The following is a 14704-nucleotide window of genomic DNA, read 5'->3' as shown; positions in this document are numbered from 1 at the left end:
ATCGTTCTGAGTGTCAGACGCAAACCCGGCTGAGAGCATCGCTGTCAGCCGGGTTCTTATTACTGGCGGTAGGCCTGTTTAATTTGCTTAACAGTGCTGGAAAATACCGCAGCCTGTGATTGATCTTCAATCAGCGCGATCTGTTTTTCCATTTTAAGAATCACGCGCCCTGCATCGGCTTGGCCCATTGCCTGCAGCATCAGCGTTAACATGGCTTTCAGGCAGGTGACTTCGTTGGCCAGTTCCTGGTTATTCTCAGCAGTGGAAAAGTCAGGCGTACTCATTTATTTTCCTCGTTATGTTTCAATGAAAAAGTGCGATGTCAAATCTTAAGGCGCCGGAGTATACCATAAGCGAGGCTAAAAATATCAGCGGTTGTTTTCTGCGCAAACATAAGTCGCGGACATTAAAATAAACAACATGTTGCGCTGCATATATTTTCTCCACCTGTTGTTTATTTCGAGTATTTTACTCGTTAATTATTGTTACAACTTTAGCTGCCTATTTTGCATTCAACGGACGAATATGAATTTTTTGTCACTATTCTGAAACAGCTATGCAGATATAACCGTGGCAAAAGGTTGCCATAACAGAAAGTTTCCACTCGTCGTACCTTCTAATTTCCAAAAACGAGAGCAAAATCGAAAGACGGCGATTTTTACATTTCAAAGTTGAGATAAAACCCGTTAACATAGGACCGATTAACTATCGGTAGCGTTATCCCTATTCTGGAGATATTCCTTTGATCAACGTTTTTCTTGTTGATGACCACGAACTGGTGCGCGCAGGGATACGACGCATTCTTGAAGATATAAAAGGCATTAAAGTTGTCGGCGAGGCGTGCTGCGGTGAAGATGCGGTAAAATGGTGCCGCTCAAATTCCGTTGACGTTGTGCTGATGGACATGAATATGCCCGGTATTGGTGGCCTTGAGGCAACGCGTAAAATTGCGCGTTCAACGGCTGACATTAAAGTGATCATGCTGACTGTCCATACCGAAAACCCGTTACCTGCAAAAGTCATGCAGGCGGGAGCCGCGGGCTATCTCAGTAAGGGGGCTGCGCCCCAGGAGGTCGTGAGTGCGATTCGTTCGGTTTATTCTGGCCAACGTTATATTGCCTCCGATATCGCTCAGCAGATGGCGCTTAGCCAGATTGAGCCTGAGAAAACGGAAACCCCGTTTGCCAGTTTGTCTGAACGTGAGTTGCAGATTATGCTGATGATCACCAAAGGTCAGAAGGTCAATGAGATCTCAGAGCAACTGAATCTTAGTCCTAAAACGGTGAACAGCTATCGCTATCGAATGTTCAGTAAATTAAACATTCATGGCGATGTTGAGCTGACTCACCTGGCAATTCGCCATGGCCTGTGTAATGCGGAGACATTAACAAGCCAGTGACCGATCAGTTTGATGCCAAAGCGTTCCTGAAAACCGTGACCAGTCAGCCCGGCGTTTATCGTATGTATGATGACGCCGGGACGGTCATCTACGTCGGGAAAGCGAAAGACCTGAAAAAAAGGCTTTCCAGCTACTTCCGTAGCAACCTCGCATCGCGTAAGACCGAAGCACTGGTCGCGCAAATACAGCAGATTGATGTCACGGTAACGCACACCGAAACCGAGGCGTTATTGCTTGAGCACAACTACATCAAGCTGTATCAGCCGCGTTATAACGTTTTGCTGCGCGACGATAAATCCTATCCTTTTATTTTCCTCAGCGGCGATACCCATCCTCGCCTGGCAATGCATCGCGGGGCCAAGCATGCCAAAGGCGAGTACTTTGGACCGTTTCCTAACGGCTATGCCGTACGTGAAACGCTGGCGTTGCTGCAGAAAATCTTCCCTATTCGTCAGTGCGAAAATAGTGTTTATCGCAATCGCTCGCGGCCCTGTCTGCAATATCAGATTGGCCGCTGCCTCGGTCCGTGTGTGGCGGGTCTGGTGAGTGAGGAAGAGTATGCGCAGCAGGTTGATTACGTTCGTCTGTTCCTGTCCGGGAAAGACGATCAGGTATTAACGCAGCTGATCGCCCGGATGGAAAAGGCCAGCCAAAATCTCGAGTTTGAAGAGGCTGCCCGCATTCGTGACCAAATTCAGGCCGTACGCCGCGTGACCGAAAAACAGTTTGTCTCTAATACCGGAGACGATCTGGACGTCATCGGCGTGGCGTTTGACGCCGGCATGGCCTGTGTACACGTGCTGTTTATTCGCCAGGGTAAAGTGTTAGGCAGTCGTAGCTATTTCCCGAAAGTACCTGGTGGAACAGAACTCGGCGAGGTCGTTGAAACCTTTGTCGGACAGTTTTATCTGCAGGGAAGTCAGATGCGCACCTTACCCGGTGAGATCCTGCTCGATTTTAATCTTAGCGATAAAACCCTGCTGGCGGACTCTTTGTCTGAGCTGGCCGGGCGGAAGATCAACGTTCAGACGAAACCGCGAGGCGATCGCGCGCGGTATCTGAAGCTGGCGCGTACCAACGCGGCGGTGGCGTTAACCACAAAACTTTCCCAGCATTCGACCATAACTCAACGCCTGACGGCGCTGGCATCAGTACTCAAGTTACCCGCAGTGAAACGCATGGAGTGCTTTGATATCAGCCACACGATGGGCGAACAGACGGTAGCCTCCTGCGTGGTATTCGATGCCAATGGACCACTGCGCGCCGAGTATCGCCGCTATAACATCACGGGTATTACGCCGGGTGATGATTATGCGGCAATGAATCAGGTTCTCCGCCGGCGCTACGGTAAGGCAATTGAAGAAAGTAAGATTCCGGACGTCATATTGATCGATGGCGGGAAAGGTCAACTGGGGCAGGCGAAAGCCGTGTTTGCTGAACTGGACGTGCCCTGGGACAAACAGCACCCGCTTTTGTTGGGCGTGGCAAAAGGGGCCGATCGTAAAGCTGGTCTGGAAACGCTGTTCTTTGAGCCGGAAGGTGAGGGCTTTAGCCTTCCGCCGGATTCGCCTGCATTGCACCTTATCCAGCATATCCGCGATGAATCTCACGATCATGCGATTAGCGGGCACCGTAAAAAACGGGCGAAGGTGAAAAGTACCAGCACGCTGGAGACTATTGAAGGTGTCGGGCCGAAGCGTCGGCAGATGTTGTTGAAATATATGGGCGGTTTGCAAGGTCTTCGTAACGCGAGTATTGAAGAAATTGCAAAAGTGCCGGGTATTTCGCAAGCTCTGGCAGAAAAGATCTTCTACTCGTTGAAACATTAGGCCCTCTGTAGCAACATAGGGGTAATTTTACTGACAACAGATAGTTATCCGTCATATGCAATTTAATATCCCTACGTTGCTCACGCTGTTTCGCGTCATCCTGATCCCATTCTTTGTATTGGCTTTTTATCTGCCATTCACCTGGGCTCCCTTCGTTTGTGCGCTGATCTTCTGTATTGCGGCGGTCACCGACTGGTTTGACGGCTATCTGGCGCGTCGCTGGAACCAAAGCACGCGTTTTGGCGCCTTCCTCGATCCGGTCGCTGATAAGGTACTGGTGGCTATCGCGATGGTGCTGGTGACCGAGCACTATCACAGCTGGTGGGTAACGCTTCCTGCCGCCACGATGATCGCGCGTGAAATTATTATCTCTGCGCTGCGTGAGTGGATGGCTGAACTGGGTAAACGTAGCAGTGTGGCGGTGTCCTGGATCGGCAAAGTGAAAACCACTTCGCAAATGGCCGCGCTCGCATGGCTGCTGTGGCGTCCAAATATTTGGGTAGAGTACGCCGGGATCGCACTTTTCTTCGTTGCCGCGATACTGACGTTGTGGTCAATGTTCCAGTATTTGAGCGCTGCGTGGGGAGATTTGCTTGAACAGTGATCGTTTCGGCGCAAATTTCAGCAAACGATCGTCAGTGGTGAAAAATATCGTTGACTCATTGCGTCAGGTAAGTAGAATGCAACGCATCGAACGGCAGCACTGATTGCCAGACGATAACAAAATCAAGTGATTAACAAAGTTACTTGGTGATGCGGGAATAGCTCAGTTGGTAGAGCACGACCTTGCCAAGGTCGGGGTCGCGAGTTCGAGTCTCGTTTCCCGCTCCAAATTAAAGACATCGGCAATAGCGGATGTCGGCTGAAAAGCCAGAAGATTTCGGCGCGTTAGCAAAGCGGTTATGTAGCGGATTGCAAATCCGTCTAGTCCGGTTCGACTCCGGAACGCGCCTCCAATTTCTTCCCGAGCCCGGATGGTGGAATCGGTAGACACAAGGGATTTAAAATCCCTCGGCGTTCGCGCTGTGTGGGTTCAAGTCCCACTCCGGGTACCATGGGAAAGAACAGAATAATCAAAGCAATAAGCAGTGTCGTGAAACCACCTACGGGTGGTTTTTTTGTTTTTGTCGTTTGCCAGTGGCAGCAAAATGGCAGCAGCGTGGCAGCATATTTTTGTGTTTGTCTATTTTGCCTCTTGGCGGTTATCGAACGGGTTAAGTGCTACCGCAGCATCAAGGTGGTTTGGGGCAAAATGCGCATACCTCATTGTCATCATGATCGTGCTGTGCCCGAGAATTTGCTGTAACACCAAAATATTCCCACCTCGCATCATGAAGTGACTCGCGAATGTATGACGTAGTACATGGGTACGCTGTCCTTTGGGTAGCTCTATACCTGCGCGTGCGAGAGCTGCCTTAAAAGCCTCGTATGCGGGTGAGAAAAGGGCACCACGCTTTTTAGGGAGCATCGCCTGTAGTTGTTGTGAAATTGGCACTGTGCGGTTCTTCTTGCTTTTGGTTTGCGTAAACGTCAGACGACCAGGAAGGATTTGAGATTGCTTTAAGTCTTGAGCCTCGCTCCATCGTGCACCGGTCGCCAGACAAATCCGTACGATAATCCCTAAATCTTTATTTGCGGACTGGTCGCATGCTGCAAGCAATCGGTCAATTTCTTCCTCATACAGAAAAGCCAGCTCCTGATCACCTTCTTTGAACTGCCTGATTCCAGACAGCGGGTTATCTCCTTCCCATTCCCCCAGCCGCTTCATTTCCGAGAATACTGCATGCAGATAAGACTGCTCGCGGTTTACTGTCGCTTCACTCAGCTTCTTCTTGCCTTTCTGATTCCATTCACCACTCAAACGCCGTTCCCGGTATACAGCGAAAGTGTTTTTATCAAAGTGAGAAGCCAATGGATCACCAAGACGTTCGCATATGGCCAGTAATTTCACCTTTCTTTCATCACCAGATGAGAGCGTTTTGCCATGCATCTCGTACCAGCGTTCAACGAATGCCGAAAGAGTCACTGCGCTGTCGTTTACCGGCTGGTTTGCAGCGTTATTCATTAAACGGCGCTCATGGGAGAGCGCCTCACCTTTGGTAGCAAATTGCTTACGTATGCGTTTCCCATCACGCCCGTAAGGGAAGCACTGACAAAGCCATTTACCGGAGGGTAGTTTTCGGACGGTCAATTACTCACCTCTGCATCATCATCAGATCCTGCATACGCGAGTGAAATGAACATTTCCGCAGCGTTATCAAGATGTGCATAGGTTGATGTAAATTCGATATCTCGACACCTACAAACGAATGGGCGCGTTTGATTTTCTGGTTGGAAGGATAAACTTACAACTGGAGTTTTGCGTGGTTTACCATTTTTGAAAAAGTCACAGACATCCAAACGATTGCAAAGGCCTGCATCATCTTGATAAGTAGCAACATGCCACCCCATACCATGAAGTGTATCGGCAAATGCTAAATGCACTTCTTCGATATTTTTATATAAGCCAACGGAGTATTGTTTTTTCTTACTCTCATTACGTTTTCTTGGCAGGGATGGGAGCCTTGCTACACCAGGTATTTCAATTTTTTCCAAGCTGAATGTTTTTACCGGGTGAGTCGGAGATGATAGGTCCGCTGCTCGCAGCGTAAAGTTATCAAGCAATGTCAGAGGAAGGATATCTCTTGCTGCTCCGGATCGTTCACCTCCGTGATAAATGATTGATAAATTATCTTTGGTATCAATTGACGACCAGATCAGGTCCAGAAGAGGGTGTTCATCATGGATTGTAAATGTTGGTGTATTGCCCTTTTGACCTTCTATATTTTGCGCATCCGACAAGGGGGATAGGTTTAGAAATTGCTCGGTCGACAGCACCTCTGAACCTTGCTGAGATGCCTTTTTTATTTTGCTCGGACCAGCATTTTCACCGCAACAGAGATAGTTAAGATCCTTGGTGACATCACTTCTAACGACATATCCACGAGCCTTAGCAATTTCAATAAGCTCATTTTTGTCTTTTTTCCCAAAACCTGTAAAACAAATAGTCCTCATATAAAACCCCACGAAGTCAGAAAAATAATGAACCTAACAGGAAACCAATTAAGAAGATGACAATGAATTCTTTAGCGTGGGATCGCAGCAATGTAGTGACATCCAATGGAGAGTGATTCTCTCTCGGGGGAGAAGGCGGAATATCTTGTGTTTGCTGGTCCAGCCACGATAAACACATTTGAAGCTGGTTGCGTGTTAGGTCATTCAGTCGACCAGTTCCGAAGTTAACATGGCAATAACGAATCAGTTTCTGCCTCAATTCGCTGTCTTCACTATTTCGAAGGAGAAGGCTAACAAGTGCTTTACTTGCATCTTTATCCTTAGCGCGTTCGAGCATGGACTGCAAAAAGCTAACTGCAGTCTGATATTGGTTGACGGTCATTTCTTCGATACTCGAAACGCCAATCTCTGCATGCAGCTTTTGCCAGATCTCATATGCTTCATTGCCGTAGGAATCAGAAACAAGTGCTACTAGGGCATTAAGTTCTTTTCTCTGCGCCCTAACCAAAGGACGCTCATCGTGAGTATCTGAGGGAATCGCAATGTTGATGGTGTGACGACCATCAAATTTATCGATCTGAACGCGGTTTTCTGTGAAGTCGCGTCCAGCGGTGCGGTTTTGATCTCCAGAGGAATTCACTTCCATACTGCTTCCCTATTTATTTTTTTTCGTTGTAATCCCTGCCAGCCACTCGGTTGCCATTTCCTGACACATTGACTGAGTTTGAGACGGAGTTGCCAGCCGTTAAGGCTGCAAATACAGCAGCTTTGATGGCTAATGGGGCGTTTCTGAAATGATTAATTAGATCATGCTCGTCCCGTGTTAGTGCAACACCACCAGATTCTTGCCCTGTCAAAATGAACTGGACGTTAGCCCCATTGAGGGCGAAGGAACACAAAACATTGCCGCCGGGAACGGCAGCGCCTCGCTCATACTTCCCCCAAATTTCTCTGGATATACCGCAAAGTTCTGCAATGGAGGCTTGATTAAAGCCCAATCTTTTCCGTTCATTTTTCAATCTGATAGCGCATTGAGAATCAAAGTTCATAAAACACCGTTTGACAATGAGAACTGCTGTTCTCATAATGTTTTCCACAGACACTTAGCAGATCACAATATACCACTATGACACAAGCACAAAACACACAGCGGGCGCGTACGCCCAAAAACAGCGTTGCGGGAGGGTCTTTACCGCTACGTCTGTCACCTGAAGAACGCACTGAGATTGAAGCAATGGCAGAAGCTGAATGCCGATCCGCTTCAAATATGGTTCGCATAGTTTTTTTGCGCGGGCTTGAGTGCATGAAATCCACACATTTGCCGCAATCTGGTAACTGATACTAGCGTGTGAGGTAGAAATGACGGGCGTGACCATCAATATGAATGTTGCTGCTCCTTATGTATCTCTCAAGGAGTATTCCAGACTAACCGGCATTCCATTCGACACATGCAGGTTAATGGTTCGCGACGGAAGGATAATTATCAGGCCTAAAGAGCTATCAGGGGGCAAGGTGGAAGTAAACATGATAGCCATGCTCAAGGATGCCATTGCAAACAGTTGACAGGAAAATCATGAATCAGCTAATCCAACTGAGTCGACACAATTATGTGTATCGGGGATTCACTATCCACATGTGTCCTAAAAACTCCAGAACAATGCAGCGCGCATATCGCGTGATGAATGATGGGAATTATTTCGGCAGAGACTTTGCATTAGCAGAGGCAATGCGAACCATTGATAAACTAAAAAATGGTGGAAGAAATGAAACTTGAAATGGCTATCGGGCTTTTTATTTTTGCCGTGTTTGTTTTGAGCCTGATTCAGATCCTGATAAGAATGCACTGTAAAAAGATAAACCAGAAAAAAGATAAAGCATTATCTGAATTTAGGTCTCGACGTGAAGAAGTGGAGCGCAAGGCGCGAAGACAATTGTAATAGGGGCATTTTATGAACGATAACACGCCGTCACTTGCCAGTCTGTTAAAGCATGGTTGTCAGGTTACGCATTACAGTAACACTCGCGGATGGATTGAAACTCCTGACGGACGTTTCTTTAAGCCAGAACCTAATAAGGTTCGTTTTATTAAAGAAATGAATAAACCGTTTGTTTATACGGCAAAAATAAATAAGGGTTTATTGAGTGCTGTAATCCACCTTTTTAAAAAGTGTGGCTGCAAATGAGTCTGATCGGAGCGCACCAGCTTTCGCAAGCTACCCAGCAAGCAATGCGGAAAGCTCGAAGAGTTAGAGTGGCAAAGGCGGAACTTGCGCTACTGCGGATTCAATCGCTTCTTGGCCTGAGTGATAACGAGCTGGTCTATGCCGCTAAAAGAGTGGCAGAACTGGATGTAGTTGCTGAACCATGTATGCCACCAAACAAACCATGAGGTTTATATGTTTACAGAAGAGAAAACATCGTGGGAACGGGAAATGCTGATTCGCGAAGCGGTAGAAAACGCGGAGAAAGGCTTTACTGTTAATTTAAAAAATGGTGCGCGCATTGTTGTAACTCCTGACAGCCCATCAATTGATTTAATCATTTATGGTCTTGAAAAAACAATTCGCGGGAATCATGCGCGGGCGCGAATGACTTTTATTGATTTTCTTTATTACTGGCACGAAAGGTTGTTTAAACAAGTTAAAAGAAAACCTCGCCCTAACCACTAATTAAGAAGGCTTAAATTAACGGCATTCATTTTGCCGGGGATTCGTTTTGCCTTTTTCAGGAGGTTGCATGTCGATTAAGTCAATAAAGCTGGATAGCGAAATAAGTGATCCGGAGTTTGTAGAGATAAGCACCAATGCACGAAAACACGAACGCGCTCACCTTTTGGGGTTGCTTCGTATTTTTGTCGGCCAGTTGAAAAAGGAAAGCGCTACCCCGGAAGAAATTTATTCATCAGTCGAGCGGTGGATCAGCAACCGTGAATTAATCATCAATGAGGATAAAAGCTAATGAACAACATCATGTTAGATATTCGCGTATTGGGGAAATCCCCTGATTCTCCAGTATTCGCTATTGAGTGCGTTTTTTTCGAACCCTCAACGGGGAAGATAGGTCCGCAATATTACCGAGCCATTGATATCAGAACTGTGGGCGGTATTTACCCCGAAGCAGTTTTGCAGCTCATGAAGGGAGATGCTGAACAGCGAGCCGAAGTTATTAATGCAACATGTAGCGAGATCTCTGCTGTTGGTGGCGCTTGCCATTTTATTAAGACAACAGCATCAAAACACGAAAAACTCATTTGCTGGTCTGCTGGCGACTCAGCGGACGTTGCTACGCTTGCGTATGCTCTTTCCCGACATGGTCTCGGGCAGTCTTTACCGTCTTTCGACATTCGTTACCTCTCGACATTAATTCATATTGCTGGCGTTACCGGATACGTCCCGCATCCGCGCCGCTCTACTGCAACTTACATGCTGACAGATGCTGTTTATCGCGCCGAGCAGGTTAGCGAGGTCTGGCAACGCCTGACTTCCCCACACCTCGAATCGTTGTGAGGGCAAGATAATGATCAGATCACCAATCAAATGGGCGGGCGGTAAAACTCGCGTTATGCCGCAGCTGCTGGAGCACTTGCCGAAGGCCGATTGTCTGATTGAGCCATTTGTAGGAAGCGGAACTGTGTTTATGAACACGGAATACCGCCGCTACATTCTTTGCGACAGCAATCGCGCGCTGATCAATTTCTTCCGCGTGGTCACGATGGATACCGAACGCCTGATCAACATCACGAGATCGATGTTTCATGGCGATAACACCGAAGATCGCTACTACGCACGAAGGACGCTTTTTAACTCCATGCAGTGGAGTGATACCTCCAGGCCTGATCAGGCTTTGCTGTATGCCGCATTATTTCTGTATCTGAACCGCCATGGATTTAACGGGCTGTATCGCACTAATCTGAGGGGGGAATTTAACGTTCCATTCGGTAAATATGCCGCGCCTTACTTCCCTGAAAAGGAAGTGCGCTTATTCGCCGAAAAGGCCAATAACACAAACACCGTTTTCATCCATTGTGACTTTCGCCATTCCATTCGCTACATCGTGGAACTGGATTTTGACAAAGTCATTTACTGCGATCCGCCATACATTCCAGCCAGTGAAACCGCCAACTTCACCGCTTACGGTAAGCCATTCACCCTGGACGATCATCGTGAGCTGGTTAAAGCCTTGCTGGATGTCAATCGCCAGCATGGCATCCGCTCGATCATCTCAAACAGCGACACGCCTGATACCCGCGAAATTTATTCCGCCTTCAACCTTCACTCCCTGAGTGTCCGCCGCTCTGTGAGCGCCAAAAGCCGCGATATGGCTGGCGAGGTTATTGGCGTTCTTCGCGTGTGTGATGGCTGCGATCGTGCTGGCGGTGGCTGCTGCCCGGATTGTGGACCGGTAATGGGGAATGCAACTTACGGCGAGATGTTTTTAGGCTTCGACCCTGCCAAGGGCTGTGAAACGCAGGAGCCTTTCTGATGACCATCAAAAAGACTCATACGGGCATCGTTATTACCAAAGATGGCCCGCAGCGCAAGAAGTTGCACCAGACGGAATCCATGTGGGTAGTCGGTAAAACAGAGTGCTACCGGAAAGACACTGGCAAACGTCACTTTGCCGAACGTACCCGCCGTCGACTGCTGCTTGATTCAATCGAAGAGATTCGGGAGGTCGCCACCCGATGAACACAGTTGATGCAGTGATCACTCGCGTGCTCGACGTTCGCCCATACCGCCATTTCTGGATCGTTGAGGTGGAGGTGTTGAGCTGGGGCAGGTACAGCAGCACGACCATTATCCGTGATACCGAAAAAGACGCCCGGCAGGTTAAGCCCGGCGACACCGTGACGGTGTAGGTGGTGCGCGATGACGGCTTATTACAACGAAATCGACCCTCATGCAGCGCAGCATCTGCGCAACTTAATCGACGCCGGCCATATAGCGCCTGGTGTTGTTGATACACGCTCAATTGAGGATGTAACCCCCAATGATCTCAAAGGTTTCAGACAATGCCATTTCTTCGCAGGAATTGGCGGATGGTCACTCGCATTACGTCGCGCAGGCTGGCCCGATGATCGTCCTGCATGGACAGCATCATGCCCTTGCCAACCTTTCAGCACGGCAGGCAAAGGACTTGGGTTTGCTGACGAGCGGCACTTATGGCCCTTCACACATTGGCTTATCGGCCAGCGCCGCCCTGTCGTGGTATTTGGCGAACAGTCTTCAAGTAAAGATGCTGAAGACTGGATCGACCTTGTACAAACTGACATGGAAAGTTTGGGATATGCCTTCGGGGCGTCGGCGTTTCCGTCTGCGGGCGTCGGTGCGCCGCACATCCGGGAGCGTACTTACTGGCTGGCCGACTCCAACCGCGAGCAATACGAAGAACGCTTATCAGGATGCCGAGAAGGTGATCGCAAGGAAGCTGGCTGGTCGGCAGTCGAACTTACAGGATTTTGCTTGTCTTGCGGGCTGGCCCACCCCTGCGGCGAGGGATGGAAAGGGCGGTTATCAGGGGGGCAGAGTGAGGAATGGGAAACTGTCAACGGATACGCTGGATGTGGTAGCACAGATAGCAGGCCCGGCTCGGTTAACGGCTTCTGGGGAGCTTCTGACTGGCTCTTTTGCAGAGATGGAAAGTGGAGGCCAGTTAAACCCGGCCTTAAGCCTCTGGTTAATGGGGTTCCCGCCAGAGTGGGAAGATTGCGCACCTACGGAAACGCCATCAACATCGAAGCGGCGGCGGCATTCATAAGTGCTTATATGGCGACGGTGAGTTATGTCTGATCTCGCCGCGCTAGCATGGGAATGGAATACCAAACGGCAGGCCATCAACCCCCATAAAACCGAAAGTTCAGCCATTGAGTATCTGACACCGAAAGGCGAGCGCAGAGCGCTCTCTTATGGCGATCTGGTTGATACGGTCTACCGCGCACCATTGCGCCCGCGCGAGGGCGAGGCGCGAGAGGCATTTGATCGCAATGGCCGCGCTAACTACCTCCGCCGCCGGGTGCAGACGCTCCCGGCATTTATCCGTAAGCGCTTCTCGCAGCACCTTGAAAACCTCGAACGCAGCAAGCCAAAAGACGTTGTGCGCTGGCTGTTCGGTACGTTTGAGCGGCATGTTTTACGCCGTGTTGATGCGGTTAACGCGCAATACCTCCCACAAAGTACGCTCCCGGCGCTTCTTCTTCCGCTGCGTGATGAATTTCATCTGTTGCCGTGGGCGGACAAAAAACGCCTGAAAAGACTGGCGTATAAACTTGCGAATCTGATGAAAAGCGAGTTTATGCGCGAGTTTGATTTTCAGTATGAGCAAACATCCGATCTCGAGTTTTCGTCGATTTACGCGTATGGGGCTATAGCGAGCAAAACGGCGACGCTCAATATCGCGATCCCCGGATGGGCGCGTTATTGCGACGAAGAGCTGGACGCCGATGAGGCGCTGCGTGCCGCTGGCAGACTTCATTCCGAAAAATGGTGGCTTAACAAAATCCGCCGCATCCATGACTGCTGGCGCGAACATCTAATGATCGCGACCGGCTACGTCAGCAAAGTGGCTTCACCATATTGCTCTGATCCCTGCTTCAGGGAATGGGTGACGCAGAAAAAAGCGAACTTCGAATACCTTCAGGCGATGGAGCTGGAAGACCAGGACACCGGCGAGCGCAGCTCATTACTGGATAAGGTGATGGGTAGCGTTTCCAACCCGAAGATCGCGCGGCATGAGCTGATGGTGCGCATGCGCGGGTTTGAGGATATGGCGAATGAAATGGGGCTGGTTGGCATGTTTTACACGCTGACAGCGCCGTCGCGTTACCACTCAACGCATGTCCAGTCAGGCAGACGAAACGATAAGTACCAGCACGCCAGCCCGCGTCAGACGCAAAAATACCTTTGCAAAGTCTGGGCGCGCGTCAGAGCCAAATGGAGTCGCGAAGGTATTCGCACGTTTGGTTTTCGTGTTGCAGAGCCTCACCACGATGGAACCCCTCACTGGCATCTGTTGCTCTTCCTCCGCCCTGAGGAAGTAGAGCATGCAACAGCCATTTTCCGCAAACACGCCATGAAAGAGGACGGTAACGAGAAAGGTGCTTCAGAGCACCGTTTTACCGTTACGCCGATGGACGAGCAATTTGGGTCTGCAACAGGCTATATCGCGAAATACATCTCGAAAAACATCGATGGCTACGGCATGGATGGTGAAGTGGATCTTGAGTCAGGCCAGCCGGTCAGGGAGATGGCAAAGCGTGTGCGCGCCTGGGCTTCGCGCTGGAATATCCGCCAGTTTCAGCAGATTGGCGGCGCGCCGGTGACCACCTGGCGGGAGTTGCGCCGGTTAGGGAACCGTGAGCTGGTATTACATCCGGAGCTGGAAGCGGCGCGGGCCGCCGCCGATGCGCCAGACTGGCCGGGATATACCAATGCTCAGGGCGGCCCGTTTGTTGCGCGAGATTGCCTGCGCGTTCGCCTTAACTATGAATTCACCGAAAACGGCAATGATTATGGTGACACGGTCGCCAAAATTACTGGCGTTTATTGTCCGTACACGGGCAGCGAATCAGTCATTTTCACCCGCACCACCGATTACAAAATTGTGCCGAAGCGTAAGCCATCGCCGGTCGAGATTTTGACCTTAGAAGGCCGCGCAGCGGCCCCTCGGAGTTCTGTCAATAACTGTACGGGGCGCTCCGGAACGGATGAAAAACCACCGTTAAAAGTGGCGGTGCTAGCTGGTACCACACCGTCAAAACCGACGATGCATGCCGGTATTGATCACCCGGACAGTCAGATGACAGAACTTCCGCTGAATATCGAAGATTTGCGCCGATATTCACGCCAGCAGCGGCAGGAAATCACCAGCAGACTGAAAAACTTAGGCCGCGAAAGCTCAGATCAAGCCTTCGAGCGTACCGCGCGCGGCCTGCGCACGTCTGTTGATGATGAAACTGCGTTGACGTGGGGGCCAAAAGTGGCTGCTGCGAAAGATATGAGCCTGACACCGGAAGAGGCTGAACAGCGTTGGCGCGAACAGCTGCGGACCGAAGCGGAGCGGCGTGCGGATAACTATGCCGCCGCAGTTGCGGAATACCAGAAGAAAAAAGCCGAAGCGGCACTGCGGCAGGTACAGCAAAGAGATGCTGCGAAACAAAGCGGAGTCAGCGAGGAAACCATCGCCAGCATCGGCGCGCAACTGCGTAGTTGCAGGATTTTCGTCAGCGATGACGTTGTGAGGTCGATTGCTGGCGGTGCCCGAGTTCGCCACGGCGGCGGACTGATCGCCATGAACAATGGCCGGTTGCAGGAAGTGAAGGCATGGCGTGCCGGGGATAAAGATAAACCGACGTCTGAATATATGGCGGTGTGTGACCTGGTCACGCGCTGGAAGAAGGCGGCTAAACGAAAAAGCCGGGATTGAT

20 protein-coding genes and 3 tRNA genes are annotated in these 14704 nt (G+C 49.9%); 18 read left to right on the top strand and 5 right to left on the bottom strand.

Annotation, left to right across the window (positions count from 1 at the left end; genetic code table 11):
• Positions 1-59 precede the first annotated feature (59 nt).
• Positions 60-284 (bottom strand): DUF2594 family protein, encoded by a 225-nt coding sequence (locus B9P82_RS23270; RefSeq protein WP_016153474.1) that lies wholly within the window; start codon positions 282-284, stop codon positions 60-62.
• 458 nt (positions 285-742) lie between these two features.
• On the opposite strand from B9P82_RS23270, the gene uvrY reads away from it, so the two are divergent.
• The 6 genes from uvrY (at position 743) to B9P82_RS23240 (ending at position 4283) form a co-directional block, all read left to right on the top strand.
• Positions 743-1399 (top strand): UvrY/SirA/GacA family response regulator transcription factor, encoded by a 657-nt coding sequence (gene uvrY / locus B9P82_RS23265; RefSeq protein ID WP_006684079.1) that lies wholly within the window; start codon positions 743-745, stop codon positions 1397-1399.
• The gene (gene uvrC / locus B9P82_RS23260) at positions 1396-3228 is read left to right on the top strand and encodes an excinuclease ABC subunit UvrC (RefSeq protein ID WP_101701025.1); all 1833 of its coding nucleotides are present in this window, start codon (positions 1396-1398) and stop codon (positions 3226-3228) included. Before uvrY ends, uvrC begins: the two co-directional genes overlap by 4 nt.
• Positions 3229-3283: 55 nt before the next feature.
• A complete protein-coding gene (gene pgsA / locus B9P82_RS23255; protein WP_016153472.1) occupies positions 3284-3832 on the top strand; it encodes a CDP-diacylglycerol--glycerol-3-phosphate 3-phosphatidyltransferase in 549 nt (182 codons plus the stop codon).
• A 151-nt stretch (positions 3833-3983) separates the two neighbouring features.
• Positions 3984-4059: transfer RNA gene (locus B9P82_RS23250), tRNA-Gly, on the top strand.
• A 51-nt stretch (positions 4060-4110) separates the two neighbouring features.
• Positions 4111-4184 (top strand) — tRNA-Cys (locus B9P82_RS23245).
• 12 nt (positions 4185-4196) lie between these two features.
• Positions 4197-4283: transfer RNA gene (locus B9P82_RS23240), tRNA-Leu, on the top strand.
• A 128-nt stretch (positions 4284-4411) separates the two neighbouring features.
• On the opposite strand, the gene B9P82_RS23235 is transcribed toward B9P82_RS23240, so the two are convergent.
• The 4 genes from B9P82_RS23235 to B9P82_RS23220 are packed head-to-tail and all read right to left on the bottom strand — an operon-like array spanning position 4412 to position 7367.
• Complete coding sequence (locus B9P82_RS23235; protein WP_039268413.1) at positions 4412-5419, bottom strand: phage integrase; 1008 nt, start codon at positions 5417-5419, stop codon at positions 4412-4414.
• Positions 5416-6282, bottom strand: coding sequence for a BRCT domain-containing protein (locus B9P82_RS23230; protein WP_101701024.1), 867 nt, complete (start codon positions 6280-6282; stop codon positions 5416-5418). The genes B9P82_RS23235 and B9P82_RS23230 overlap by 4 nt, the downstream gene beginning before the upstream one ends.
• Before the next feature lie 16 nt (positions 6283-6298).
• Positions 6299-6928: a membrane protein gene (locus B9P82_RS23225; protein ID WP_039268412.1), complete on the bottom strand. Its 630-nt coding sequence runs from the start codon at positions 6926-6928 to the stop codon at positions 6299-6301.
• 13 nt (positions 6929-6941) lie between these two features.
• Complete coding sequence (locus tag B9P82_RS23220) at positions 6942-7367, bottom strand: helix-turn-helix domain-containing protein (protein ID WP_246842154.1); 426 nt, start codon at positions 7365-7367, stop codon at positions 6942-6944.
• A 274-nt stretch (positions 7368-7641) separates the two neighbouring features.
• Between B9P82_RS23220 and B9P82_RS29100 the strand changes: the two genes are divergently transcribed.
• The 12 genes from B9P82_RS29100 (at position 7642) to B9P82_RS23160 (ending at position 14703) form a co-directional block, all read left to right on the top strand.
• Positions 7642-7845 carry a hypothetical protein gene (locus B9P82_RS29100; RefSeq protein WP_024142410.1) on the top strand — a complete coding sequence of 68 codons (204 nt, stop codon included), beginning with the start codon at positions 7642-7644 and terminating at the stop codon, positions 7843-7845.
• Complete coding sequence (locus tag B9P82_RS23205) at positions 7826-8056, top strand: DUF4761 family protein (protein WP_306414255.1); 231 nt, start codon at positions 7826-7828, stop codon at positions 8054-8056. The genes B9P82_RS29100 and B9P82_RS23205 overlap by 20 nt, the downstream gene beginning before the upstream one ends.
• A complete protein-coding gene (locus tag B9P82_RS28565) occupies positions 8046-8219 on the top strand; it encodes a hypothetical protein (RefSeq protein WP_168188465.1) in 174 nt (57 codons plus the stop codon). Before B9P82_RS23205 ends, B9P82_RS28565 begins: the two co-directional genes overlap by 11 nt.
• Positions 8220-8231: 12 nt before the next feature.
• Positions 8232-8465, top strand: coding sequence for a phage filamentation protein Fil family protein (locus B9P82_RS23200; RefSeq protein ID WP_016155217.1), 234 nt, complete (start codon positions 8232-8234; stop codon positions 8463-8465).
• Between the two features lie 213 nt (positions 8466-8678).
• Entirely contained in the window at positions 8679-8951 is a 273-nt protein-coding gene (locus B9P82_RS23190) for a hypothetical protein (RefSeq protein ID WP_016155219.1), read from the top strand.
• A gap of 67 nt (positions 8952-9018) precedes the next feature.
• The gene (locus tag B9P82_RS23185) at positions 9019-9240 is read left to right on the top strand and encodes a hypothetical protein (protein WP_101701022.1); all 222 of its coding nucleotides are present in this window, start codon (positions 9019-9021) and stop codon (positions 9238-9240) included.
• On the top strand, positions 9240-9788 hold the full coding sequence (locus B9P82_RS23180; RefSeq protein WP_101701021.1) for a 3'-5' exonuclease: 549 nt from the start codon (positions 9240-9242) through the stop codon (positions 9786-9788). Before B9P82_RS23185 ends, B9P82_RS23180 begins: the two co-directional genes overlap by 1 nt.
• Before the next feature lie 10 nt (positions 9789-9798).
• The gene (locus tag B9P82_RS23175; protein WP_003835833.1) at positions 9799-10764 is read left to right on the top strand and encodes a DNA adenine methylase; all 966 of its coding nucleotides are present in this window, start codon (positions 9799-9801) and stop codon (positions 10762-10764) included.
• Positions 10764-10970, top strand: a complete 207-nt coding sequence (locus B9P82_RS23170) for a hypothetical protein (RefSeq protein ID WP_003835835.1) — start codon at positions 10764-10766, stop codon at positions 10968-10970. The genes B9P82_RS23175 and B9P82_RS23170 overlap by 1 nt, the downstream gene beginning before the upstream one ends.
• Entirely contained in the window at positions 10967-11140 is a 174-nt protein-coding gene (locus B9P82_RS28560) for a hypothetical protein (RefSeq protein ID WP_016155221.1), read from the top strand. The genes B9P82_RS23170 and B9P82_RS28560 overlap by 4 nt, the downstream gene beginning before the upstream one ends.
• A 10-nt stretch (positions 11141-11150) precedes the next feature.
• The gene (locus tag B9P82_RS23165; RefSeq protein ID WP_101701020.1) at positions 11151-12071 is read left to right on the top strand and encodes a DNA cytosine methyltransferase; all 921 of its coding nucleotides are present in this window, start codon (positions 11151-11153) and stop codon (positions 12069-12071) included.
• Positions 12064-14703, top strand: coding sequence for a replication endonuclease (locus tag B9P82_RS23160; RefSeq protein ID WP_101701019.1), 2640 nt, complete (start codon positions 12064-12066; stop codon positions 14701-14703). The genes B9P82_RS23165 and B9P82_RS23160 overlap by 8 nt, the downstream gene beginning before the upstream one ends.
• Position 14704 lies beyond the last annotated feature (1 nt).

This window comes from Citrobacter sp. L55, from assembly GCF_002850715.1.
Classification (GTDB): domain Bacteria; phylum Pseudomonadota; class Gammaproteobacteria; order Enterobacterales; family Enterobacteriaceae; genus Citrobacter; species Citrobacter braakii.
This window is presented reverse-complemented; position numbering and strand designations above follow the sequence as displayed.